Annotated in this window: 2 protein-coding genes; both read right to left on the reverse strand. The window is 37.2% G+C overall.

Going from position 1 to position 2,439, the window contains the following annotated elements; genetic code table 11:
- Positions 1-22: 22 nt before the first annotated feature.
- The gene (locus tag SMSK597_RS08725) at positions 23-1,786 is read right to left on the reverse strand and encodes a glycerophosphoryl diester phosphodiesterase membrane domain-containing protein (RefSeq protein ID WP_000801744.1); all 1,764 of its coding nucleotides are present in this window, start codon (positions 1,784-1,786) and stop codon (positions 23-25) included.
- Positions 1,787-1,794: 8 nt separating this feature from the next.
- Entirely contained in the window at positions 1,795-2,385 is a 591-nt protein-coding gene (locus SMSK597_RS08730; RefSeq protein ID WP_000440240.1) for a 3'-5' exonuclease, read from the reverse strand.
- Positions 2,386-2,439: the final 54 nt, after the last annotated feature.

Here is a 2,439-nt window from a genome sequence, read left to right on the forward strand (position 1 = left end):
ATTTTTGGTTCATTTTACTATACTAAAAATTAAAGAATTCCATGGCCTGTTTGAACAGTAAATCCGTATACTCTGGGTCTTCTTGGGCAATGGTTACCTGGTCTTGAATCATTTCCAAGTCATCTGTTATCATGCCATCTGCTCCTAACTGAACAGATTTATCAAAGGACTCTGAACTATTGATGGTCCAAACGTACAATTTCTGATCCGTATTCCAAAGCTTGTTGACAAAATTTTCATCTAAAGTTGAATACTCCATGGTGTAACCTGTAGCCTTGGTTCTTGGAAAGATACTATTGTAAGGTAGGATGAAATAGACTGGAATTTGAGAATCGTAGGCTAGCACCTGATCAATCACATGGTAGTCTAAAGATTGCATTTGATGACCATTCTGCTTAAGAACCGTTCCATATTTTTCCATAAAGCGTTTCATCATATCTGGACTATCTTTTCGACTGGTTTTAATTTCAATAAGAAGTTTCTGATGCAATTCATTGGCTTTGTTAAGGTAGTCATCAAAACTAGATACCTTAGTATGATAGCTATTTTCAAAAATATCAAGTTTGGTTAATTCATCCAAAGTTAGATCCTGAGGATTGGCATTAACTCCTGTCAGATTCTTGATATTGGCATCATGCATCATGACAAACTGGCCATCTTTTGTTTCCTGAACATCCGTCTCAACGAAATCTGGAGATAACTGAGCGGTTTTTTCTAGTGATTGGACGGTATTTTGAACACCATTTTTATCTGAAACACCGCGATGAGAGATAATTAAAGGTTTATGTGAAACTGGAGCTTCTAAATAAACATAACCCTCAAGAGCGAAAAAGATACAAGCACAGCCCATCACTCCCCCTCTCATCCAGTGGTCTTTCTTTCTCCTTGGTGTGATTTCTAGTTCCTCCCCTGTCAAAAAGGAAACAAACTTAATGAGAAAGTAAGTCAAGGCTATATAGTGGAAATTCTTAATCAAGACAAAGTTGATAATTCCCAGCACAAGAGATTCTTTATGGGTCAGACCATCCATCAGTACCTGACTTGCTAAGATTGGAATGAGGAGAAGAATGAAAAATAGATAGGTTTTGACGACAATCCAGAGCAAGTTCCAGATATAAAACCAAGATTGCTTTCTGGTCTTCACTAGACTGTATCTAACTGCTTCTTTGACTGTTTTCTTCTCAAATAAAAGCTGAGGTAGGGCAAACATGAAACGAACTGAAATGTAAAATAGAAGTAAAGCCAGAATAGTAACCACTATACCTACTAGCCAATACTTGTCTTCCACATAATCAACGATAAATTCCGGAATGACGATTTTATTGAGGTAATAAATCTTTAAAATCTTTCGAATCAATGGAAAGAGCATCATGACATAAAAGAAGATAAAGGCCATTTTTGAAATCGTCACTTGCTTCATAAACAAGAAACTTTGACGAAAGACCTTGCGACTGTACTCCAGCAGAGTTCTCCTTTCATGATAGAGGAGATGGCGAGCTCCGATAAAGAGAAGTCCTATCTGGTAATAGGCGACCAATAAATTAACAATCACCAGAATAAATAAAGCAAGACTAACAAAGGGAGAACCCTTTATAATGGCAAAAATATTGTTGTAGGAAAGAAAGAGATAGCCTGTCTGACGGAGTAAAAGTCCAGCAATCCAAGAATTAAGTGGTAACCAGACAAACTCAATCATCATGAATATCAAGAAAAAGAGAAAGAGAATTTTATCTAGATTAAAGTAGATTTTCCTAAAACCTAGATTTTTAGGTTTTTCAGGTTTCATAGGCACTCCTAGTCAAATAATTGAGACAAGTCCAAGCCACCAAAAGGATTGTTTGATAAGCTACTTTCTGTCTCTAACAATTCTCTAGCTTGATCTGACTCTAGGAAGGACTCGTAAACACGCGCCGTCATACGAGCATCCTCCAGGCTATTATGGGACTGACCTTGAAATCCAAGAAATGAGGCAACAGTTTGCAATTTGAGATTGGCAATACCATGTAAATCCGAACTGCGACGTTCAAAAGCTTCATCATACAAATCCACCTTATACTGCTGGCTGTAGTCTAAACCATGCTCTGCTAGAATAGGCAAATCACTTTTAACAGCATTGTATCCTACCATGGGTAAAGAACCCACAAACTCTTGGAAATCTTTGATAACTTTCTCCACTGGGGGAGCATCTTTTAAGGTCTCAGCTGTAATCCCTGTCAAACCATTGATAAAACTTTTTAAAGGTACATTGGTATGAACATAGGAATCATAGGCATCGATTTCCTGACCATCTCTAAAACGCACTGCCGATACTTGAATCAAGTGTGTTTGTCCTTCATGCTGATTAAATTCTAAGTCAAAAGCAATGTAATCTTCTAATCGTTCCATTTTCTACCTCTCCTATACTGTTATTTTATACTCTTCGAAAATCTCTTCAAACCG

It is taken from the genome of Streptococcus mitis SK597, assembly GCF_000148545.1.
Lineage (GTDB): Bacteria > Bacillota > Bacilli > Lactobacillales > Streptococcaceae > Streptococcus > Streptococcus mitis_C.

Excerpts from the sequence above, each read along its gene's own strand:
- SMSK597_RS08730 (WP_000440240.1), bottom strand. The coding sequence starts at position 2,385 with ATGGAACGATTAGAAGATTACATTGCTTTTGACTTAGAATTTAATCAG.
- SMSK597_RS08725 (WP_000801744.1), bottom strand. The coding sequence starts at position 1,786 with ATGAAACCTGAAAAACCTAAAAATCTAGGTTTTAGGAAAATCTACTTT.